The sequence below is a fragment of the Picosynechococcus sp. NKBG042902 genome, assembly GCF_963864045.1.
Taxonomy (GTDB): domain Bacteria; phylum Cyanobacteriota; class Cyanobacteriia; order Cyanobacteriales; family MRBY01; genus MRBY01.
Genome location: NZ_CAWLTV010000074.1, coordinates 166,220 through 187,235, shown reverse-complemented (window position 1 = coordinate 187,235; position 21,016 = coordinate 166,220). Strand labels below are relative to the sequence as shown.

General features: G+C 49.2%; 18 protein-coding genes. 4 read left to right on the top strand and 14 right to left on the bottom strand.

What is annotated here, in order from left to right:
• Positions 1-39: 39 nt before the first annotated feature.
• The 6 genes from AACR41_RS12865 to AACR41_RS12840 all read right to left on the bottom strand — a co-directional run bounded on the left by AACR41_RS12865 (position 40) and on the right by AACR41_RS12840 (position 5,865).
• Positions 40-1,644 carry an NAD(P)H-quinone oxidoreductase subunit 4 gene (locus AACR41_RS12865; protein ID WP_030006463.1) on the bottom strand — a complete coding sequence of 535 codons (1,605 nt, stop codon included), beginning with the start codon at positions 1,642-1,644 and terminating at the stop codon, positions 40-42.
• 265 nt (positions 1,645-1,909) lie between these two features.
• Positions 1,910-2,371: an anti-sigma factor family protein gene (locus AACR41_RS12860; protein WP_045441648.1), complete on the bottom strand. Its 462-nt coding sequence runs from the start codon at positions 2,369-2,371 to the stop codon at positions 1,910-1,912.
• Between the two features lie 113 nt (positions 2,372-2,484).
• Positions 2,485-3,141: a sigma-70 family RNA polymerase sigma factor gene (locus AACR41_RS12855; protein ID WP_012307580.1), complete on the bottom strand. Its 657-nt coding sequence runs from the start codon at positions 3,139-3,141 to the stop codon at positions 2,485-2,487.
• Positions 3,142-3,240: 99 nt separating this feature from the next.
• Positions 3,241-3,795 carry a late competence development ComFB family protein gene (locus tag AACR41_RS12850; protein ID WP_030006461.1) on the bottom strand — a complete coding sequence of 185 codons (555 nt, stop codon included), beginning with the start codon at positions 3,793-3,795 and terminating at the stop codon, positions 3,241-3,243.
• 258 nt (positions 3,796-4,053) lie between these two features.
• On the bottom strand, positions 4,054-5,019 hold the full coding sequence (gene nadA, locus AACR41_RS12845) for a quinolinate synthase NadA (RefSeq protein ID WP_030006460.1): 966 nt from the start codon (positions 5,017-5,019) through the stop codon (positions 4,054-4,056).
• A gap of 75 nt (positions 5,020-5,094) precedes the next feature.
• Positions 5,095-5,865, bottom strand: coding sequence for an ABC transporter permease (locus AACR41_RS12840; RefSeq protein ID WP_030006459.1), 771 nt, complete (start codon positions 5,863-5,865; stop codon positions 5,095-5,097).
• A gap of 84 nt (positions 5,866-5,949) precedes the next feature.
• Between AACR41_RS12840 and AACR41_RS12835 the strand changes: the two genes are divergently transcribed.
• Positions 5,950-7,065, top strand: coding sequence for a DegT/DnrJ/EryC1/StrS family aminotransferase (locus AACR41_RS12835; RefSeq protein ID WP_030006458.1), 1,116 nt, complete (start codon positions 5,950-5,952; stop codon positions 7,063-7,065).
• Between the two features lie 107 nt (positions 7,066-7,172).
• Here AACR41_RS12835 and AACR41_RS12830 read toward each other — a convergent pair whose 3' ends face one another.
• From AACR41_RS12830 to psaA, 5 genes are all read right to left on the bottom strand, one after another.
• On the bottom strand, positions 7,173-7,451 hold the full coding sequence (locus tag AACR41_RS12830) for an HU family DNA-binding protein (RefSeq protein WP_012307575.1): 279 nt from the start codon (positions 7,449-7,451) through the stop codon (positions 7,173-7,175).
• Positions 7,452-7,717: 266 nt separating this feature from the next.
• Complete coding sequence (locus tag AACR41_RS12825) at positions 7,718-8,839, bottom strand: AI-2E family transporter (protein WP_030006457.1); 1,122 nt, start codon at positions 8,837-8,839, stop codon at positions 7,718-7,720.
• Positions 8,840-8,970: 131 nt separating this feature from the next.
• Positions 8,971-11,172, bottom strand: coding sequence for an amino acid permease (locus AACR41_RS12820; protein WP_045441614.1), 2,202 nt, complete (start codon positions 11,170-11,172; stop codon positions 8,971-8,973).
• A gap of 195 nt (positions 11,173-11,367) precedes the next feature.
• Positions 11,368-13,569, bottom strand: a complete 2,202-nt coding sequence (psaB, locus tag AACR41_RS12815) for a photosystem I core protein PsaB (RefSeq protein ID WP_012307572.1) — start codon at positions 13,567-13,569, stop codon at positions 11,368-11,370.
• Positions 13,570-13,743: 174 nt separating this feature from the next.
• Positions 13,744-15,963 carry a photosystem I core protein PsaA gene (gene psaA / locus AACR41_RS12810; protein WP_012307571.1) on the bottom strand — a complete coding sequence of 740 codons (2,220 nt, stop codon included), beginning with the start codon at positions 15,961-15,963 and terminating at the stop codon, positions 13,744-13,746.
• Between the two features lie 621 nt (positions 15,964-16,584).
• Between psaA and rpsB the strand changes: the two genes are divergently transcribed.
• A complete protein-coding gene (rpsB, locus tag AACR41_RS12805) occupies positions 16,585-17,355 on the top strand; it encodes a 30S ribosomal protein S2 (RefSeq protein ID WP_012307569.1) in 771 nt (256 codons plus the stop codon).
• 49 nt (positions 17,356-17,404) lie between these two features.
• Positions 17,405-18,061: a translation elongation factor Ts gene (gene tsf, locus AACR41_RS12800; RefSeq protein ID WP_012307568.1), complete on the top strand. Its 657-nt coding sequence runs from the start codon at positions 17,405-17,407 to the stop codon at positions 18,059-18,061.
• A gap of 75 nt (positions 18,062-18,136) precedes the next feature.
• On the opposite strand, the gene queG is transcribed toward tsf, so the two are convergent.
• Both queG and AACR41_RS12790 read right to left on the bottom strand, forming a co-directional pair.
• Positions 18,137-19,081, bottom strand: a complete 945-nt coding sequence (queG, locus tag AACR41_RS12795; RefSeq protein ID WP_030006455.1) for a tRNA epoxyqueuosine(34) reductase QueG — start codon at positions 19,079-19,081, stop codon at positions 18,137-18,139.
• A 36-nt stretch (positions 19,082-19,117) separates the two neighbouring features.
• The gene (locus AACR41_RS12790) at positions 19,118-19,828 is read right to left on the bottom strand and encodes a response regulator transcription factor (protein ID WP_030006454.1); all 711 of its coding nucleotides are present in this window, start codon (positions 19,826-19,828) and stop codon (positions 19,118-19,120) included.
• A gap of 84 nt (positions 19,829-19,912) precedes the next feature.
• On the opposite strand from AACR41_RS12790, the gene AACR41_RS12785 reads away from it, so the two are divergent.
• Positions 19,913-20,452 (top strand): cofactor assembly of complex C subunit B, encoded by a 540-nt coding sequence (locus tag AACR41_RS12785; RefSeq protein ID WP_232308889.1) that lies wholly within the window; start codon positions 19,913-19,915, stop codon positions 20,450-20,452.
• A gap of 168 nt (positions 20,453-20,620) precedes the next feature.
• On the opposite strand, the gene AACR41_RS12780 is transcribed toward AACR41_RS12785, so the two are convergent.
• Entirely contained in the window at positions 20,621-20,950 is a 330-nt protein-coding gene (locus AACR41_RS12780; RefSeq protein WP_030006452.1) for a DUF3155 domain-containing protein, read from the bottom strand.
• Between the last annotated feature and the right edge of the window lie 66 nt (positions 20,951-21,016).

The following is a 21,016-nucleotide window of genomic DNA, read 5'->3' as shown; positions in this document are numbered from 1 at the left end:
CCCCCAAGGAGCTTATCAATGGAAAGCATCCAATGATTGCTAAAAACGAGGAGCAATCAGGGCCGGCATTTGCGAGCTTAAACCCATTTGTGCTTGGCGATCGCCACTTTGGGGGAGTTGCTCTGCATACAACGGTAAAGCGGCCCGTACCTTCGAGGCGACCTCAACGGTTTTGAGATCATAGGTAGTCGTTGCCAGTTTTGGATAAAGGCCAATGGCAATAATCGGGGCCAGCAAACAAACTGCCACAAAGATTTCCCGCGGTTTGGCATCTTCCCCAGCCGCAAGGCTGAGTGTAGCCTGGGAGCCTTTGCCGTAGAATACTTCCCGTAGCATTGAAAGCAGGTAAATGGGCGTTAAAATCACCCCAACCGCCGTTAAGAAAATGGCGATCGCCTTAAAGCCATAGCTATAGGCATCACTATTGCTTAAACCGAGGAAGACAGTCAGTTCACTGACGAAACCACTCATCCCTGGCAGTGCCAAAGACGCCATCGCCGCCGCCGTAAACATCGCAAAGGTTTTGGGCATCAACCGCGCAATACCGCTCATTTCGTCCATCATTAAAGTATGGGTTCGTTCATAGGTGACCCCAGACAGGAAGAACAGGGCCGCCGCAATGAAACCATGGGACAACATCTGTAACACGGCACCATTCATTCCCAAATCGGTGAATGAAGCAATCCCAACGAGGACAAAACCCATGTGGGAGATAGAAGACGAAGCCAAACGTCGCTTTAAGTTGGTCTGTCCAAAGGCGGTCAGCGCCCCATAAACAATGTTGACAATCCCTAGAACAATCAGCAGGGGAGCAAAACGAATATGGGCATCCGGCAACATTTCCATGTTTAACCGAATCAAACCATAGCCACCCATTTTTAAGAGCACACCAGCAAGGATCATGGAGACCGGCGCAGACGCTTCACTATGGGCATCCGGTAGCCAAGTATGGAGGGGGAAGATAGGTAATTTAACGCCAAAGCCAATGAGAAATCCAGCATAGGCCAGTAATTCTAACGCTAGCGGATAATCCTTTAATCCCAAGGCTTGCATATCAAAGGTCACGTCACCGCCATAGAAAGCAAGGGCTAAGGTAGACGCGAGGATGAAAACAGAACCTAGGGCCGTGTAGAGAATAAATTTAGTGGCCGCATAGAGGCGTTTTTTTCCGCCCCAAATGGAAATGAGCAAATACACAGGAACTAGCTCTAATTCCCACATAATAAAGAACAGCAGCAAATCCTGGACGGCAAAAACACCGATTTGCGCACTCAGCATCACGAGGATGAGGCCCGCAAAGAGTTTCGGCTTCTTGGTGACGTTCCAGGCCGCGAGGGTCGCTAAGGTAGTGATCAGGATCGCCAAAATAATTAAAGGCATTGACAAACCGTCAACGCCTAGGGACCAGTTCAACCCCAATTGGGGAATCCATGCAAAATTTTCAGTGAGCTGAAATTCTGTGCGACCGAGATCGTAGTTTTGCCAAAAAGCAGTGACTAAAAGGGCAAAATCGGTGAGGGCAACGCCTAGGGTATACCAGCGGATGGTTTTACCTTCTTTGTCGGGGATAAGGGGAATGACAAGGGCGGCCAAAAGCGGAAAGGCGATCGCCGTAGTGAGCCACGGGATTTGCAAGCTATCCATAGGACTAGGAAAAAATACTTATTATTGCGTTCGCCTCCGATTATATGAATTTTTGTTACAACCTGCCAAGGGGTTAAAGTAAAAACTTTTTATGGTCATGTTTATTTTTTGTGTTGTCTGTCTATCAGAAGACAGAATCCTGGTTTTGTGATGGAAAAAAGAAAAAAATAATGCTTTTTTTACATCGAAATTCCCCCCAAACAAAAATCCACGGCGAGACACTCACCATGGATGATGTGGGCAAAACTTAACATCAGCCGAAACATTAGGGCGACTCTGTGGTGGCCAGTTTGGGAATTTGTAAAACCGGGCGATTTAGAGCGACCACAAGGGCTTCTTCTCCCTGGGGAGAGGTTTCGACTAGGGCAGCGGTGGGTTGCTGATCGGGGTCATTTTTAGCAAAGCGATCAAGGTTAAGGCGCGGCATCTGACCCATAATCCCAGCCACAAAGAGAGCGGCGATCGCCCCACTGCCCCAGAGGGAAAGGGTGCGTAACTGGGAACGACGCAACCGCGCCAATACCCGTTGACCGAGATATTGGGCCGAAATGCTGGTGGGAATGGGCAGCAACTGTAGCGCTTGTTTGAGCTGCCGTAGCTGTTGATATTGCTGTTTGACCTGGGGGTCAGTATCCAGGAGGTGCTGAATTTCCTTGCGTTCTGCTGGGGTGGCCTCCCCATCAAAATAGGCGCTCAGGCGCTGGAACTGCTCAAAATTGTGGCCCATAGGAGTTTCAGAATCGGTGTGGTGTTGGTGAGAAGTGTGGTTTTTTTTCATTTCTAGGTCACCCCCTCTTCGGCGATCGCCATCGGTTTGCCGCTGAGAAAAGCTTTCATTATCTAGTCTGCCAAATAGGGCTGGAGCATTTCCTGTAACTTGGCCCGGGCCCGGGCGATCCTTGACTTGACGGTGCCGAGAGAAACCCCGGTGATTTCCGCAATTTCTTCATAGGCGAGCCCTTCAATTTCCCGCAGCACGATTGTTGTGCGAAAGACTTCTGGTAGTTCGGCGATCGCCTCCCGTAAATGTTCGTAAAATTCCTGGGTTGCCAGATCATCATCGGGGCTGGGATCATCAGAAGCCACATCCCAAGCCACTTCTCCATCCTGGGTCTGAAACGGATTGTCCAACGAGAGGGGACGACGAACCCGTTTACGTTTGCGTAGCTCGTCATAGAAGAGGTTTGTAATAATTCGACTCAGCCAACCCTTAAATTTTTGGGGATCATTCAAACGCTGAAGATTGCGATAAACCCGAATCCAAACTTCCTGGGATAAATCGGACCGATCCTGCCAATCCGGAGCGAGGTGGTAGAGGAGCCGATCCACATGGGACTGGTAACGTTTTAATAATTCCACGAAAGCAGCCCGCTCAGGCTTACTACCCGCCTGGCAACGGAGAATTAAATCATAGTTAGAGAGTTTTTCCGGAGACACACCACTTTTGGGAACGACTCCCTGCTGGGAAGGAATGGGGATAGAAAGGGATCGGTTCATGCTCTCTTCACAAAGAACTCATAACGGGACTTCTTCTTGTAGAGACCCTACGGCCCAGAAAAAAGTTCCAGCCCTAGCTCTAAGTGTCAGCCCCCAGTCCTAGGAAAACACATTCTCTTCCTGTTCAAAGCCCGGTGCATAGCCTTCCAGGAGCTTACTAACCTGGGCTAACATGCTCTTGTCTTGGTTCGGAGAGGCGATCGCCTGGCGCTCAGGGAAAAAGTCCGGTCGGTCTAGATAACGAGACAGGGCTGCATCCACCTGTTCATTAATTAAACCCTGCAATTCCTCACGGGCCTTTTGACGCTGATAGTTCGCTCCCTCTTCCGTCGTTGCGTAGAGCGGTGGCAAACGGTTTAGGGCATAGGCCGCAATATCCCCCACATCCAAACTCTGGGTGCTACTCGCCTCGATCTCAGCGACCCGGGCAATGGAGCGGCTAATGACTAGCTCCTCCATGACATTGATGAATTGTTTCCGGGGGACAGCAATCACTTCCCCCGTGAGTAAAGCCCCCATGAGGCGATCTAGCGCCATATATTCCTCAATGGAAAGCTCAGAGGACATATCGCAAATGCGTCCAACTTCCGCTTCCATGCTCGGGGTGAGATAGCCGTCTTTTAGGGCTTGTTCAACAATTTGATCAATACTCATAGGTTTCTTGGAAAATTCCGGGACAAGGGGGCCAATCACTTCATTATCTTTGCGTAAAAATCGGGGAAAAACCACGATTCTCTAAGAAAGTACATCCCATTACTATCATTCCAATTTATAGCAAGGGAATGGGCAATCTTTTTGCTTGACTTACACAGATTTACAAATGTTTTACTTCCCAGATAGGGAATGTAATTTACTCTAAAGGATTTTTGTCAATTTGCTACCGTCTATTTTGCCGCGACTAACGCCTTTGTTCTAGACACTCATCTCTAGCATTTTCTGAATCGGTTTCAAGGCCGCCGTCGCAATGTCGGGGCTAAGAGTGATTTCCGGGGCTTTATGTTTCATGGCCAAATAAAGTTTTTCTAGGGTGTTAAGGCGCATATGGGGGCATTCATTGCAGGCACAGTTACTGGTAGAAGGGGCCGGGATAAAAGTTTTACTGGGGCTGGCCTTTTCCATTTGATGGATGATGCCCGGTTCGGTGGCGACAATGAAAGTCTGGCTGGCACTCTCTTGGGAGCGTTTTAGTAGGGCGGTTGTGGAGCCGATAAAGTCAGCATGATTTAACACAGGAGTTTCACACTCAGGGTGAGCGAGCACCTCCGCGTCGGGGTGTTCGAGTTTGAGTTCGATGATACGTTTTTCGGAAAAGGTTTCGTGGACAATGCAACTGCCCTGCCAGAGGAGGAGATCCCGTCCGGTTTGTTCACTCACGTAACGACCGAGGTTTTTATCGGGGGCAAAAATGATCGGTTGGTCGGCGGGAATTTGGTTGACGATTTTGACGGCGTTGGAGCTGGTGCAGATGATGTCGCTCATCGCTTTGATCTCGGCGGTGCAGTTGATATAAGAGATGACGATGTGGTCTGGGTGCTTGGCTTTAAATTGGGCGAATTCGGCGGGGGGGCAACTGTCGGCGAGGGAACAACCGGCATCGAGATCGGGCAGAAGCACAAGTTTATTGGGGTTAAGGATTTTTGCGGTTTCTGCCATGAAATGTACCCCAGCGAAGACAATCACTTCGGCATCGGTTTGGGCGGCTTGGCGGGCTAATCCCAAGGAATCACCAATGTAGTCGGCAATGTCTTGGATGTCGTTTTCTTGATAGTAGTGGGCGAGGATGATGGCGTTGAGGTCTTGTTTGAGATCGGCGATCGCCCCAAAGAGGTCTTGGGGAATGGCGGGTGTTGTCGGGCGGGCAGCGGCAGCAGCAAACATGGTCGTTTTTCCGTGAGAGATGGATCGCGGCAAATATGGAAATTCAGTCTAGCAAGGATTGGCAAGGAGCAAAACTTAGAGGGTGAGCTGGGCAGTGGGGTTAAAAAATTGCCGATAAAGGCCCTCAGTCACCAGGGAAGTACAGATGAGGTTAATGGTCACAATCAAAAAGAGAATCAAAATTTGATAGGAGGCAGCATTAAGTGGATCAATGCCCGATAAGACTTGCCCCGTAAACATCCCCGGCAAACTCACTAAACCTACTACCATCATAGAATTGATCGTCGGGATTAGGCTGGCGCGGATCGCTTCGGTACGGTAGCTGGCGATCGCCTGTTTGGGGGTTGCACCGAGACAAAGCTGGGTTTCGATTTCCAAACGACTGGTTTTAATCCGACTGCTGAGCCGTTCTCCCGCCAGGGAAGCACTATTCATCGCATTCCCCAAGACCATCCCTGCCAACGGAATCAAATACTGGGGGTCATACCAAGTTTCTGGCTGCACAATCACCAGTAGGGTATACGCCAACGGCACACTGAAACTGATAAAAATTGATCCCCAGATCAATGGCAATTTAACCCGATCATTAATCCGATTTTTCGCGGCGATCGCCGCAATGGTCAACATCACCAAAACAATCCCTAACACCGCCAATGGGTGCGCCAAGGCAAAGACCATTTCCAGGGCATAGCCCACCACCAACAATTGCAAAATTGTCCGTCCTGTTGCGAGTAAAAGCTGCCCCTCTAGCCCCAACTTTTGCCACCGGGCCAGGGCGATCGCCAAGGCAATTAGTCCCAACGCCCAGCCCAAATCTCCCGGATCTAAGGCAATAAATTCACCCATGCGCTTTTTTTTTCACTCCCATAACCTATAACATTTATATTTACGCTTTTATGCGAATTCCTACCCAAAAAATCACCGTCACCCATGAGCCAAATTCCTCCCGTTGATCTAGGGCGCCAGTATGCAACCATTGCCGATGAAACCAATGCCGCCGTCTTGGAAGTGCTCAGTTCCGGTCGTTACATCGGGGGGACAGCAGTAAGCGAATTCGAAAAACATTTTGCCGCTTATCACCAGGTTGACTTTACCATCGGCTGCAACTCCGGCACCGATGCCCTTTACCTGGCCCTAAAAGCCCTTGGGATTGGCGTTGGCGATGAGGTGATCACCTCTACTTTTACTTTTATCGCCACCGCAGAAGCCATTGCCATGTGTGGCGCAACCCCTGTCTTTGTTGATATTACCGCCGCAACCTTCAACCTCGACCTCGATCAATTAGAAGCGGCCATTACTCCCCGTACCAAGGCCGTGATCCCCGTTCATTTATTTGGACAACCTGTGGATATGACCCATCTTGGGGAAATAGCCCAAAAACATAGCCTGCTTATCGTTGAAGATTGTGCCCAGGCCACGGGAGCAAAATGGGGAGATCGCCAGGTGGGAGCCTGGGGAGATGCTGGCTGTTTTAGCTTTTTTCCGACGAAAAATTTAGGCGGTTGTGGCGATGGTGGTGCTGTGACGACCAACAATCCCGATCTCCATGGGCAGATCAAAATGCTCCGGGAACATGGTTCCAAAGTCCGCTACCAACATGAAGTGCTGGGAGTAAATAGTCGGTTAGATGCAGTGCAAGCCACGATTCTCGCCGTTAAATTGCGTCACCTCGACCTTTGGAATCAACAACGCCAGGCGATCGCCCACCGTTACCATGAATTGCTGGCTGGGATCGAAGGCATTCAACTCCCCCAAGCAACCCCTGGTGGGACCCATGTCTGGAATCAATACACGATCCTCGTTCAAGCCGGCGATCGCGATACCCTCCGTAGCCAGCTACAAGCCAAGGGCATCATTGCGATGGTGTACTATCCCAAACCCCTACATCTCCAGCCCGTGTTTGCAACCTTTGGCTATCAATCCGGAGCATTTCCCATTGCTGAGCAATGTTCTCACCAGGTGCTGTCTTTGCCTATGTTCCCCGACCTCAGCATCCCAGAACAAGAACAAGTGGCCATAACCCTCAAGCGTTTATTGGCGGCTTAACAACGCGGTAATACCGATCAGTCAAAAATAAAAAAGCCCAGAGAGTCAACGTTGTGACCATCTAAGCCTCCGTACACATTTTTAGTTTGTCCGACCAAAGCCAACTTCTATTTAGGGGCAACCATTTCCTTAAACTGTTTACCAGCAGAAAATGCGGGCACTGTGGTTGCTGGAATTTGCATTTTTTCGTTGGTCTTGGGATTGCGACCTTCTCTCGCTTTGCGGTGGCGGGGTTCAAAGGAGCCAAAACCGACGAGGGTTACTTTGTCACCATTGGCAACGGTTTCCATGATTGCCTCTACGGTGGCACTAATCACAGAATCTGCCTGCTTTTTGCTGATACCAGCTTTCTCAGCGACTAAATCGACTAATTCGCCTTTATTCATTAAAAATCTCCTGAATTTTAGATATTGTGAGAAGTATAGGTAAAAAAACCAGGCAAAACAAGAATCCCAGAAGAGATATTTTGCACTGTTGCGGGTCAAACTTATCTTGTTGCAAGGTTTTCCTGCATTATTCTAAGCGTTCTTTGCTCAATATGGATCGCTGAAAGCATTAATTTACATAGATTTCAACAATTTTTCCGTTTCAAAACTTTAAAAATAGAACAAGGGAGAGTAAATTTGTCAGAGAACGCCAAAATAATTGCTGCCTAGACTTGATTTTTCTCAGATTTGTGGCTGTCGGACAGGGACGGAGTCGCCGTTGAGGTGAGGGACACGGGTAATGGTTTTGTTTTGAGGTAAAGATTATCGAGCAGTACAGCGGCTCCCGCAACCCAGGGTGGCACAATCACCGCGCCTAAAATTCCCAGCACCTGGGCCCCTCCCAAAACCGCCAACAACTGATAAAGCGGGTTCACTTTGACCGAAGAACCGACTAATAACGGATCTAATACATAGGTTTCGAGGTTTTGGATCAAGGTAAAAAGCAGTAGGACGGATAAAAATGTCCATCCTCCCTGGGCGATCGCCACAATCAAAGCCGGCACAGCACCCAGCACAGGCCCAAAAAACGGAATTAAATTTGTCACCGCCGCGATCACCCCCAAACCGAGGGCTAATTCTGAAATCCCCAGCAGCCTTAGGCCAATGGTAATGACAATGCCGAGAATCCCCGAAACCACGATCCGACCCTGAATATAACTTCCCATCCGCTCGCTCATGGGCTGTACCTGTTCCAGAAGTTGTTCATCCCAGGGAGCCGGAAAAAGACTGACAAAGCCTTTAATTAATTTTTCAGAACCAGAGAGCATATAACCAGAGAGCATAAACGCTAGAATCAAGCTTAAAATGCCCCCAATGACCCCCCGCGTAATGCCGTAGGAACGAATCAACAGCTCTTGGGAAGAACGAAAAGCCCAGGCTGTCAACGCTTGCAAATCAAAAAGACGGTTCAATTGTTCTAAAACTTGTGGCTCTGTCATGCCCAAGCGCACGGCCCAGGATTGAACCAAAACCCCAACAATTTCTAAATACAGGGGTAGCTTTCGGATCAACTTTTGAATTTGATCAACTACCGTGGGGCCAATGAGTAAAACTACCCCCGTGAGAATTGAGATCAAGCCGAGGTACACACCGATCACTGCCAGCCAGCGGGGCACCCGGAAAGATTCAGCGATGGTAATCACTGGTGCAAGGGTCGCTGCAATGACGACAGCAATCATGAGCACAACCAGTAGACTACGTAATTGCCAGAGTAAAAATAGCAATAGCACTGCCCCGACAATCAACAGCAGCGTTGAAAAAGATACTGTAATTTTCCGCTCAGACATACTGAATTTTGCTATTGGTCAGAATTGTTCCCATTGTCGGGGCAAAGTTGCTTGAATGTCACACAAAAGCTATTTTTCTTTCGAGAATATGTCGTTAATACGCAACTAGCCAAGAAATTATTTTTAGAGATTTAAGTGCCCACTTTTCGGGGAGCGCCCACCACTTCTGCAAAGGCAAAATCTGGGGCGGCGAGAACAAACACGGTGCTTGGTAAGTTCTGGGCCCGTTGGGAAAGGCTTTTGTAATAATCCTGGAAATCGGCGGGCTCGTGAGGGCGGGCCATGCCAAGGAAAACAAGATCTGCACTCGCAGAGGATTGGTACAGGATATCTTCAAAGGAGCGATCGCCAGCGATAATAACCATTGGTTCTGCTTTGATGCGGGCACTACTAATCAGGGACTCTAGGTTTAAACGGGCGGCCTGGGCGGCTGTGGCATCCTGTACCACCAGCTTGAGGTAAATCTGGGCACTGCGCCACCGGATATCGGTACGGAGCAAATAAGCCAGCATCAACATTAAGCCGCCATTGCTCTGAACCCCGCCCCACCAGATATCAATCCGTTTTTTACGACCAAAAACCCGCTCTGGATTTTCATGGAAGATAATAATATTGCGTTGGGCAATATGAACCTGCTGCAAAAGATGACAGTAGGCAGCAAATCGTTCGGGTGATTCTGTACTGCCCAGCAAAACCGTGTTAGGGGTTAAGTCCCCTAGGCCATAGGTTTCAATTAAATTTAAGGCGCCAACAAAGGGATCATCGGCGGTACTGAGACGTACCAAGGCTTTTACACCCCGTTTTGCTAAATAATCGCGGATTGTGGTTTCCATTTTTACCTGTTGACCAGGGTCACGGGAACCTTCGGGGAGCACTGTGGCCACCGTCATCAAGGCCCGATTATGACTAAAACCATCTGCTAGCTCGATTAAAGACCAACGTTTTCGGGGCGCCCCAGAAAGCACCAGGAGATGAGGCCGCCAGTTTTTGCTATCTTCGGCCCCTGCCACTTGATAAATCGCTTTACTAATCAGGGCCATCCACAAACCACGCCGAACATCTCCCCAGGTGACTTGGAGTTCCCGCCGCTGTAGCCAGAAGTAAATGATCGTCACGATCAAGGCTGCAACGACCGTGGCGATCGCATTGATTAAAAACATCACCCCAAGGCAGCCCACAGCCCCCAACAGAGAAAGCGCCCAGTGCACCCGGAAGGTCGGTCGGAAGGAAGGACTTTGGAGGAGCGTTTCAATACCGGCGGAAATATTGAGGACAAGATAGGTGGTCAAGAAAAACATCGTCAACACCGGCGCAATGATGTTGAGATCACCAATACAAACAGCGGCGATCGCCACCCCCAAGGTGACAATGGTGCCAATACGCGGCTCATCCTCCGACCCACTACCAGATCCCAGAAAACCTAACCATGGCGGCAACACGCCATCCCGGGCGAGGGCTTGTAAAACCCTAGGGGCACCGAGGATACTCCCAATTGCGCTACTGAGCGTTGCTCCCCAGACCCCCAATAAAATCGCTGGCCCCCAAACAGACAAGCGTTGCATCACCAGGGGATCCTCAATGAGGCTGGCTGTATCTCCCCGTTGGGCCAACAGCAACGGAATGAGCATATAGATCACATAACCAGTACCCACGGCAGCCAGAGTACCAATGGGAATTGCTTTAATCGGATCCTTGAGATCACCGGACATATTTACGCCAGACATAATCCCCGTAACTGCCGGAAAAAATACTGCGAAAACCGTCCAAAAGGGGACTGTCACCTCAGCGCTAGAACCCCATAGGAGAATATCTCCAGCTTCGGGCAAGGGGCGACCCAGCACCAGGGAAACAAGAGAAAGGGCGATCGCTGCCATAATGAAGTACTGGGCTTTAATGGCAATGCTGGCGGACGTAAGGGCTAAAACTCCCACCAAAATTGTCACAATCAAAGCCACATAAAGCTGATTTAAGCCGCCGAAAACTTGGACAACACTCTCTGCAAAACCAATGGTATAGAGGGCCACCGAAAAGGCCTGGGCGAAATACAACGGGATTCCCACCGCCCCTCCAGTTTCTAGTCCCAAAGAGCGACTAATCATGTAGTAAGCGCCCCCCACACGAACCACCTTATCCGTGGCGATCGCACAAATCGAAAGGGCCGTTAAAAAGGTAATGGCATTGGCGAGGGTAACAATGGCGAGGGAGCCTAACAATCCTGCATTACCCACAACCCAACCAAACCGGAGATACATGATCACCCCAAGGATGGTCAAAATAGAAGGGGTGTAGACCCCCCCAAACATTCCTAACCCAGATTTTTTCTCACTCGCCATAAAAATTCTAAGCTTGCCAAGTTTGTGTCCAGCATAGCGTTATTTTTTCCTTCCTTTGTGCAGAAACAAACTATTTCCGCCTTTTCTAGGATATTTGGCCCATTGTTCTAGGGTTTTTTTCATCGCAAAGCAAAAACCCCCTGCCTAAAAGACAAGGGGTGAGATTTTAGCAGGTTAATTTTCAGAAGAACTTAATTAACCAAACTTACCTGACGTCGAGGCAATCAGGAAGGCCGCGTAGGTGAGGACGTAACCCACCGTGAAGTGAGCTAAACCAACCAAACGAGCCTGAACGATGGAGAGCGCAACGGGCTTGTCCTTCCAACGAACAATGTTCGCCAGGGGAGTGCGCTCGTGGGCCCAAACGATGGTTTCGATCAGCTCTTGCCAGTAACCACGCCAAGAGATGAGGAACATGAAACCAGTTGCCCAAACAAGGTGTCCGAAGAGGAACATCCAAGCCCAGACGGAGAGATTGTTTACACCGTAGGGGTTGTAGCCGTTGATCAACTGTGCGGAGTTCGCCCAGAGGTAGTCACGGAACCAGCCCATCAGGTAGGTGGAGTTTTCGTTGAACTGAGCAACGTTACCTTGCCAAATGCCGAGGTGCTTCCAGTGCCAGTAAAAGGTCAACCAGCCCAGGGTGTTCAGCATCCAGAACATTGCGAGGTAGAAGGCATCCCAAGCGGAGATATCACAAGTACCGCCACGACCGGGGCCATCACAGGGGAAGCTGTAGCCGAAGTCTTTCTTATCGGGCATCAGCTTAGAACCACGGGCATCCAACGCACCTTTCACAAGAATGAGAGTGGTGGTGTGGAGACCGAGGGCGATCGCGTGGTGAACGAGGAAGTCACCAGGACCAATGTTGAGGAAGAGAGAGTTAGAACCGCTATTGATGGCATCTAACCAGCCGGGAAGATAAGCCGCACTTGCATTAGAAGCGATGCTATCAGCGTTGGAAAGAAGTACATCAAAGCCGTAGAGTGCTTTACCAGAAGCCGCTTGGACAAACTGAGCAAAGACAGGTTCGATGAGGATTTGCTTTTCAGGGGTACCGAAGGCAACTACTACATCGTTGTGGACATAGAGTCCGAGGGTGTGGAAACCGAGGAAGAGAGATACCCAGCTGAGGTGGGAGATCAGGGCTTCCTTGTGCTCCAGCATGCGATAAAGAACGTTGTCTTTGTTCGCTTCGGGATCGTAGTCACGGACGAAGAAGATCGCACCGTGGGCAAACGCACCGACCATCAAGAAACCAGCGATGTACTGGTGGTGGGTGTACAGGGCTGCCTGGGTAGTGTAATCCTTGGCGATGAACGCGTAGGAAGGCAGAGAGTACATGTGCTGTGCAACCAAGGAGGTGATTACACCCAAGGATGCAAGCGCCAGACCCAACTGGAAGTGGAGGGAGTTGTTAACGGTATCGTAAAGACCTTTGTGACCGGCACCAAGCTTACCACTGGGGGGCTGGTGGGCATTGAGGATCTCCTTGATGCTGTGACCAATCCCGAACTTGGTGCGATACATGTGACCCGCGATGATAAACAGCACGGCGATCGCCAAGTGGTGGTGGGCAATATCAGTCAACCAGAGAGACTCCGTTTGGGGGTGGAAACCACCAAGGAAGGTCAGAATCGCAGTACCTGCACCTTGGGATGTGCCAAACACATGACCCGCAGTATCAGGGTTTTGCGCATACACACCCCAGTTCCCAGTGAAGAAGGGCATCAAACCAGCGGGGTGAGGCTTCACAGAAAGGAAGTTATCCCAGCCAACATGAACACCGCGAGACTCAGGAATTGCAACGTGTACCAGGTGACCTGTCCAAGCCAAAGAACTGACACCAAACAAACCAGCTAAGTGGTGGTTGAGGCGAGATTCAGCATCCTTGAACCACGCAAGACTAGGACGGAACTTGGGTTGCAAGTGCAGCCAGCCTGCGAACAAAAACAGAGAAGAGAGGATCAGAAGGAATACTGCGCCTTGGTAGAGGTCAGCATTGGTGGTCATCCCAATGGTGTAGAACCAATGGTAAACCCCAGAATATGCAATGTTTACAGGGTTAGAAGCGCCCGCTTGGGTAAAGGCATCAATTGCGCCTTGACCAAAGTGGGGATCCCAGATCGCATGGGCGATGGGACGGACGTTCAGGGGATCTTTGATCCACTGCTCGAAATTGCCTTGCCAAGCAACGTGGAAGAGGGTGCCGGAAGTCCACAGGAAGATGATTGCGAGGTGACCGAAGTGGGAAGCAAAGATCTTTTGGTAAAGATTCTCCTCAGTCATCCCGTCGTGGGTCTCGAAATCATGTGCTGTAGCGATTCCGTACCAAATCCGACGCGTAGTGGGATCTTGAGCAAGGTCTTGGCTAAATTTTGGAAATTTAGTTGCCATAACTATGCTTGAGGTTCTCCTCGTTAAACAAATGAGGGTGAGGTCTTCAAATGTAACCTCTGTATTTTCCCGCAGGGAAAGATACTAGGAGCCAATTGGGAGGGAAGGTGAATCGAGTGAAATACAACTCTTACAACTCCCCCTGAAATTGGCGATCGGTAAACCATTTCAGAGTTAACCGATGGACAAGCTTCTCGCTAGGAAGAAGGCCCAGGTTGTCACGATCCCACCGAGGAGATAGTGAGCAACACCAACCGCACGACCTTGAACGATGCTCAAAGCACGGGGTTGAATCGCAGGAGCCAACTTGAGCTTATTGTGTGCCCAAACGATGGACTCGATGAGTTCTTGCCAATAGCCACGTCCACTGAAGAGGAACATGAGACTGAAGGCAAACACAAAGTGACCCGCCAGGAACATGATGCCGTAAGCCGACAGTGCAGAACCGTAGGAGTTGATCACCTGAGAAGACTGTGCCCAGAGGAAGTCACGGAGCCAGCCGTTAATGGTAATTGCGCTTGTGGCAAAGTTACCACCAGTGACGTGGGATACGCTACCGTCTGGGAGGATTGTGCCCCAAACATCGGATTGCATCTTCCAGCTAAAGTGGAAAATTACGATGGAGAGGGAGTTATACATCCAGAACAGTCCGAGGAAGACGTGGTCCCAACCAGAAACTTGGCAAGTACCACCACGACCAGGACCGTCACAGGGGAAGCGGAAGCCCAGTTGACCCTTATCGGGTACGAGACGGGAGCTGCGGGAATAGAGAAGACCCTTCAGCAGAATAAGTACAGTGACGTGGATGGTAAACGCATGGATATGGTGAACCATGAAGTCAGCAGTACCGAGGGTGATGGGCATCAGGGCAACTTTGTTACCGATTGCCACTACATCACCGCCGAAAACTTGACTCGCAGAGGCGATCGCATTGGGAGCGGTGCCACCGGGAGCAAGGGTATGGATGTTTTGAATCCACTGCGCGAAGATAGGCTGTAACTGAATCGCAGAATCAGAGAACATATCTTGGGGACGACCCAACGCACGCATGGTGTCATTGTGAATGTAGAGACCAAAGCTATGGAAGCCGAGGAAAATACAAACCCAGTTGAGGTGAGAAATAATCGCGTCACGGTGACGAATTACGCGGTCTAAGAGGTTGTTAACGTTCTTAGCGGGGTCGTAATCGCGAACCATGAAAATTGCGCCGTGGGCACCAGCACCAACAATGAGGAAGCCGCCAATCCAAGTGTGGTGAGTGAACAGAGACAGCTGGGTGCCGTAATCTGTTGCCATGTAAGGATAGGGAGGCATGGAATACATGTGGTGCGCGATGACGATGGTTAAAGAACCAAGCAGCGCGAGGTTAACCGCCAATTGAGCGTGCCAAGAGGTGGTTAGAATTTCGTAAAGACCTTTGTGACCTTCGCCAGTGAAAGGGCCTTTGTGGGCTTCGAGGATCTCTTTCATGCTGTGGCCAATACCGAAACCAGTCCGGTACATGTGACCCGCGATGATGAAGAGAACAGCGATCGCCAAATGGTGGTGAGCCACATCGGAGAGCCAGAGGCTACCAGTAGTGGGATTCAAGCCACCCTTGAAGGTTAAGAAATCAGAGTATGCAGCCCAATCTAAAGTGAAGAAAGGCTTCAGACCCTGGGCAAAGCTGGGATACAGTTCTGCCATTACCGAAGCATCAAAGAACTCGTGGGGTAAGGGAATATCCTTTGCAGCCACACCAGAATCTAGGAGCTTGTTTACCGGCAAAGAAACGTGGATCAAGTGACCAGTCCAGCCCAAAGAACCACAACCTAACAGTACAGATAGGTGGTGATTCATCATGGCTTCAGCATTCTGGAACCATTCCAGTTTCGGAGCTGCTTTATGGTAGTGGAACCAACCGGCAAACACCATAAGGGCTGCCATAACAAGACCGCCAATGGCAGTCACATAGAGCTGATAAGAGTTGGTAAAACCAGCAGCACGCCAGAGGTAAAACAGACCAGAGGTAATTTGAATACCGCTGAAGCCGCCACCGACGTCTCCGTTCAGAATGCCTTGACCCACAACGGGCCAAACCACTTGTGCACTTGGCTTAATAACAGTGGGGTTATTTAACCAAGCTTCATAGTTAGAAAATTTTGCGCCATGGAAGTACATGCCGCTGAGCCAAACAAAGACTACAGCAAGGTGACCGAAGTGGGCGCTAAAGATTTTGCGCGAAATATCTTCGAGATCACTTGTTTGGCTATCGAAATCATGTGCATCAGCATGGAGGTTCCAAATCCAGGTGGTGGTTTTTGGACCCCGTGCCAGAGTTCGGTCAAAGTGACCCGGTTTTCCCCACTTCTCAAAGGAAGTTGGTACCGGATCCTTATCAACCTTTACTGCCATGAGGATTCTCCTCTCTAGACAATCGACGTAATAAAGGTTCTATCTAAATAGATGTATTCAAATAGATAAGCTGTGAGCGAATCACCAGCTTGCAAGGTTTCCAGTGATTTAGGACTGCTCTAAAACCCATTGGGCAAAAAGCATTGATGTAAATGATAGGGCCTACTTTCCAAGGATGTTGGGGGACATTAACAATATTTAAAACTCCCTGAAATCATTACGGCACAATGGCTGAAATCAATTGAATTCCGCCGAAAAACTGAAAACTCAAACGGTTTTTTGTAACAAAAAGCAATGTAACGTTACCTTTCATTATGGGAAGTTCTCTGGCGATCGCCCCCAGGAACGACGGCCATGATTCCAAGGGTGCCCCTTCGTTATTTCATGGAACCTCCGATATAAACACCAAGGCTAGGTGAAATGATGGTTGTTGGCGATCGCCTTAAGTCGTTTTTGTCACGCATCCCAAGCCTGTTCTCCGTAGACCTCTCCCCTCAAATGCGGAGCTATGCTACCCTGATAAGGTTGTTTAAAACTCGCACATCTGGGATTCTTTCGGGTGTTTCGCACAGATGAAATGTCCCCAGATGAAGGTTTAACCCGAAAAGGAGTAAACAGAATATGCCCGTTGTATCTCTCGCTGAGCTACTAGAATCTGGTGTCCACTTTGGGCACCAAACCCGCCGCTGGAACCCCAGAATGGCACCTTACATCTACACATCCCGTAACGGTGTCCACATCATTGACCTGGTTCAAACTGCGCAACTCGTTGAACAAGCCTACACCTACATGAAGGAAGCTTCCGAAAACGGTAAGCACGTCCTTTTTGTCGGCACCAAACGTCAGGCCGCTGGCATCATTGCCCAAGAAGCAAAACGCTGTGGTGCTTTCTACATCAACCAGCGTTGGCTGGGGGGAATGCTCACCAACTGGGAAACCATCAAGACCCGTGTTGAGCGCCTCAAAGAATTAGAAGCCCTCGAAGAAAGCGGTAACCTTGCTCGCCGTCCGAAAAAAGAAGCCTCCATGCTTCGTCGCGAACTGGACAAGCTGCAAAAATACCTCGGCGGCATTAAGAATATGCGCAAAATCCCTGACATTGTGGTGATCATTGACCAACGTCGGGAGCACAATGCCATCCAAGAATGCCAAAAATTAGGGATTCCCATTGTTTCTCTCCTAGATACCAACTGCGATCCCCAAACCGTTGACTTGCCAATTCCGGCCAACGACGATGCAATTCGTTCTATTAAATTGATTGTGGGTAAATTGGCCGATGCAATTTATGCCGGTCGCCACGGTCAGCCCGTTGATGATAACGGTGACTACGGAGACTTCGATGAAGCAATCGATGAGTACGCCGATGAGACCGATGCATCTGAGTCTGAATAAGCGTAATATCTTCTTGAATTGACCTGATAATTTTTTGGTGAACAGCAACATGGCACAAATTTCTGCAAAGCTTGTCAAGGAACTGCGCGATAAAACTGGCGCAGGGATGATGGATTGCAAAAAAGCGCTTGGTGAAACCAATGGGGACATCACTAAAGCGATTGAGTGGCTCCGTCAGAAAGGGATTACCTCTGCTGAGAAAAAAGCAGGTCGGGTAGCAGCCGAAGGACTGATCGAAAGCTATATTCACACCGGTGGTGGCATTGGTGTTCTCGTAGAAGTGAACTGCGAAACGGATTTCGTTGCCCGTGGTGATATCTTCAAAGATCTGGCCAAAGGGATTGCGATGCAAATCGCTGCTTGTCCTAATGTTCAGTATGTGAAAGTCGATGACATTCCGACTGAAATTGCTGACAAAGAGCGCGAAATTGAAATGGGTCGCGATGACCTGGCCGGTAAACCCGATAATATCAAAGAAAAGATTGTTGAAGGCCGCATTGCTAAGCGCCTAAAAGAGCTTTCTTTGATGGATCAGCCCTACATCCGTGATCAGAATATGACGGTTGAAGAGCTTGTGAAGCAGTCGATCGCCACCATTGGTGAAAATATCCAAATTCGTCGTTTCCAACGGTTCGTCCTGGGCGAAGGCATTGAGAAAAAAGAAGAAGACTTCGCCGCAGAAGTCGCTGCACAAATGGGTCAGTAGGAACTTTGATTCTGATTTGATTTGTGTGTGCTTAAATATTGTTCCGCCTTCTCCATGTTATGGGGGAGGTTTTTTCTATGGTTGATGGTCGAGGTTGGCCTGAGCATTGCGTCGCCACATGGCTGGCTTGATACGTCGCAGCGCCGATCCTGTGAGTCTTTGATCCCATTCTGTTTCGGATAAAGTGGCAAGTTCGGTTAACTTTGGCGCAAGGTGTTTGGGATAAGGCTGAAAATCTTCAATATTGGTGGGTTGGGCAAAACGCTGGTTCCAGGGGCAGACATCCTGGCAAATATCACAACCTGCCACCCAATTCTGTAGATGGGGAGCAATGTGAGGGGGCAGTTGTTCGGCTCGATTTTCAATGGTGTGATAGGCGATGCAACGGTTCGCATCAACGGTAAAGGGGGCGGCGATCGCCCCGGTTGGACAAGCCTCGATACAACGGGTACAGGTACCACAATGCTTTGTATGGGGCTGATCCGGCGTCAAAGCTAAGGTGGTGAGGACTTCCCCCAAAAAGACCCAACTACCGTACTCTCTGGTAATGACATTGCTATTTTTGGCAATCCAACCGAGGCCAGCTCGTTCTGCCCAAACCTTATCCTGGACAGGCCCGGTATCCACATAGAAACGGTGGTGTTTCTCCGGAAATTCTTTGGTGAGCCACTGGCAGAAAGCTTTTAGACGTTTGCCTAAGACACGATGGTAATCTCGGCCCCAGCCGTACCGGGAAATCTTACCTACGCCTGGTGCCTCAGAATGGGCATGGGGTGTGTAATAGTTGAGGGCCACACAAATGACCGACTGCACCCCTGGTAAACAGGCTTGGATATCCTGGCGTTTCGGGTTAGCCATCCAGGCCATTTCCGCCTGATACCCGGCCGCCAACCAAGCTTGTAACTGCCGTTGATTGTGAGCATTGTCCACGGTAGCATCGGCAATGCCCACCAAATGAAATCCTAAACTTAGAGCATAATTTTTGACTCGGATAGTCCTATCTGTTTGCAACTGCGACATTTTGAATAATTTGATGAATTTTAGCCAAGGCGCTTTTTAACCGACCAGACCAGAACGAAGGGCACGCACAGCAGCCTGGGTACGGTCATCGGCACAAAGCTTATTGAGAATATTGCGGACATGGGTTTTAACGGTACCCACGGTGATAAATAAATGCTCGGCAATTTCGGAGTTGCTGCAACCATCAACAATCAATTGGAGTACTTCCAATTCTCGATCCGTTAGGGGACAGCTTTCTAGGAGTTGTTGATCTTCTGGGGAAGTCGCTTGAATCGTAACTGTAGAGCCAGAAAGGGATTCTCCCCCTTGCACTTGATTGAGGACAATGCGGGCGATCGCCGGATCAATCCAACTGTTGCCTGAGTCTGTCGTTTTGACCGCCTCTACCAAGTGATCAAACGTAATATCCTTCATACAATAGGAATCAGCCCCTGCCGCAAAGGCTGCTAAAACAGCTGCATCATCATCCTGCAACGTCAAAATCAAAACCTTTGTTTGCGCCTCGTGGGACTGATCCTTGAGCTTTTCCTGTTTCAAAATCCGGGTCAACTCAATCCCATCAAGCTCAGGCAAACCAATATCCACAATCGCTAAATCAGGATGAATCTCTTCTAACAAACGCAATCCATCCGCTCCATTGGCCGCCTCTGCTAAAAGTTCAATGTCCGCACATTGTTGTAGAGAAGTTCTTAGCCCGATGCGCGTTAAATCATGATCTTCAATTAGAACAACCCGAATTTTTTTCATGGTTTTCCCGGAGACTTTCCAAAATATAGCATGATCGATATACATTTATATGCAGTGAATCTTCAAGCCCTCCTTGTAAAAACCGTGTTAGAACAATCCGTAATCACCTCGACCCTCCTCCTTACATTGCTCTTGATGGTCGGTCTGTTTTTCTTCATTCGCGCTTCCATCAAAGATCGCACCGAACAAGTAGAGCTATTGGCAAAAGAGCCTGAAGAATCCATCTTTGAGCGTCTCCAAACCTACTTCGAACAGCGAGCCTATCGGATTACCACCGTTGATGGTGTGAATAATATTGTCACCTATGAAGGCTTTGTTCCTCCCAGTGGCTTTATTGCTGTTTTTTTAAGCCTATTAGCAGCCCTCGGTTTAGTTTGTATTGCCCTGGTCTTAGCACTGCTCTATCCCAATATTGGCTTTGCTTTCCTTGGTATTTGTCTCCTAGCTCCCTTGGCAGGTCTCTTTTACTGGCGTAAGGCAGGGAAGGTAGAAAAAGTTATTTTACAGATCACCACACAAACACCGATTACCGAGACTCCTACCCAATTAATTACGGTGACCGCCCACCGCGATGAGTTGATCCAACTGCGTCAGGTGATGCCTTACCAGCTCCATGAAGCTTAGGAAATGTTCCCAACAAAACCAATTAAGCTATCCATTAACACCATGGCAAAAACGCGACAAAAATAGCCCCGACCCGAAAATGGGTGGGACTAGGGAGTATTGAAATTGATAGAAGGGGATTAGAGATCACCTAAACGTTAGGTTAAGTGATATATTTTTGAAGGAACTTTAAGCTTTGCTAGAAACAGTCGCTTTTTCAGATACTTCCTCATCGGCGTTGCTACAAAGCACCCGTAGACTGGGGAATAAAAAGTGATTCTCCTCTACATATTGGGCACCAAATAATCCTTTTTCTGCCCAAAAGTACCGATCAGTGGTATGCTCATTACGCTTAACTACAACGACTGCTGGGGGCATAATCCCATTCGCAGCGATATGCTTGCGGGCTGCAGTCACGGGTTTGTCATCACCGCTTTCGATATTATATTGTGGGACAATCTCTAAAATTTTTCTTCCTTCTTGCCGACGCCGACTCTTGCGTTTACGCTTTCTTGCCAACCCAGTACCTCCTCTTCTTTACTTTTTTAGAACAGCTGTAACAGGAGTTACAGAATGTCGAGCAAA

Bases quoted from the DNA above. Each gene is read 5' to 3' on its own strand.
- AACR41_RS12790 (WP_030006454.1), bottom strand. From the start codon at position 19,828: ATGAAAAAAATTCGGGTTGTTCTAATTGAAGATCATGATTTAACGCGC.
- AACR41_RS12840 (WP_030006459.1), bottom strand. From the start codon at position 5,865: ATGGGTGAATTTATTGCCTTAGATCCGGGAGATTTGGGCTGGGCGTTG.
- AACR41_RS12855 (WP_012307580.1), bottom strand. From the start codon at position 3,141: ATGAACCGATCCCTTTCTATCCCCATTCCTTCCCAGCAGGGAGTCGTT.
- AACR41_RS12850 (WP_030006461.1), bottom strand. From the start codon at position 3,795: ATGAGTATTGATCAAATTGTTGAACAAGCCCTAAAAGACGGCTATCTC.
- AACR41_RS12820 (WP_045441614.1), bottom strand. From the start codon at position 11,172: ATGGCGAGTGAGAAAAAATCTGGGTTAGGAATGTTTGGGGGGGTCTAC.
- queG (WP_030006455.1), bottom strand. From the start codon at position 19,081: ATGTCGCAGTTGCAAACAGATAGGACTATCCGAGTCAAAAATTATGCT.
- rpsB (WP_012307569.1), top strand. From the start codon at position 16,585: ATGCCCGTTGTATCTCTCGCTGAGCTACTAGAATCTGGTGTCCACTTT.
- psaB (WP_012307572.1), bottom strand. From the start codon at position 13,569: ATGGCAACTAAATTTCCAAAATTTAGCCAAGACCTTGCTCAAGATCCC.
- AACR41_RS12830 (WP_012307575.1), bottom strand. From the start codon at position 7,451: ATGAATAAAGGCGAATTAGTCGATTTAGTCGCTGAGAAAGCTGGTATC.
- AACR41_RS12835 (WP_030006458.1), top strand. From the start codon at position 5,950: ATGAGCCAAATTCCTCCCGTTGATCTAGGGCGCCAGTATGCAACCATT.
- AACR41_RS12860 (WP_045441648.1), bottom strand. From the start codon at position 2,371: ATGGGCCACAATTTTGAGCAGTTCCAGCGCCTGAGCGCCTATTTTGAT.
- AACR41_RS12865 (WP_030006463.1), bottom strand. From the start codon at position 1,644: ATGGATAGCTTGCAAATCCCGTGGCTCACTACGGCGATCGCCTTTCCG.
- tsf (WP_012307568.1), top strand. From the start codon at position 17,405: ATGGCACAAATTTCTGCAAAGCTTGTCAAGGAACTGCGCGATAAAACT.
- nadA (WP_030006460.1), bottom strand. From the start codon at position 5,019: ATGTTTGCTGCTGCCGCTGCCCGCCCGACAACACCCGCCATTCCCCAA.
- AACR41_RS12825 (WP_030006457.1), bottom strand. From the start codon at position 8,839: ATGTCTGAGCGGAAAATTACAGTATCTTTTTCAACGCTGCTGTTGATT.
- psaA (WP_012307571.1), bottom strand. From the start codon at position 15,963: ATGGCAGTAAAGGTTGATAAGGATCCGGTACCAACTTCCTTTGAGAAG.